This is a genomic window from Bartonella sp. AA86SXKL (assembly GCF_042196885.1).
In genome coordinates this window covers 1-241 of sequence record NZ_JBHIRE010000538.1, presented here as the reverse complement: position 1 = coordinate 241, position 241 = coordinate 1, and positions in this window count along the sequence as shown.

Here is a 241-nt window from a genome sequence, read left to right as displayed (position 1 = left end):
GCACAATTATCCAGATGAACCTACACCTTCCCCTCATAAATTGCATTCTCACCTAGAACTATTCCCTTGTAAAAGCCTCAAAATCTGTATTTAAAACAAAACTCCCTAAGAATCTTCCCATAATTTTTATTGCATACAACATAATCTCTTATAGAATACCGTTAAAATCAAAAATCATTTACTGTTTATCATGTAAGTAAGGATTGAAATTATGGCTTTTATCGCCGATAAACTCTCTCAT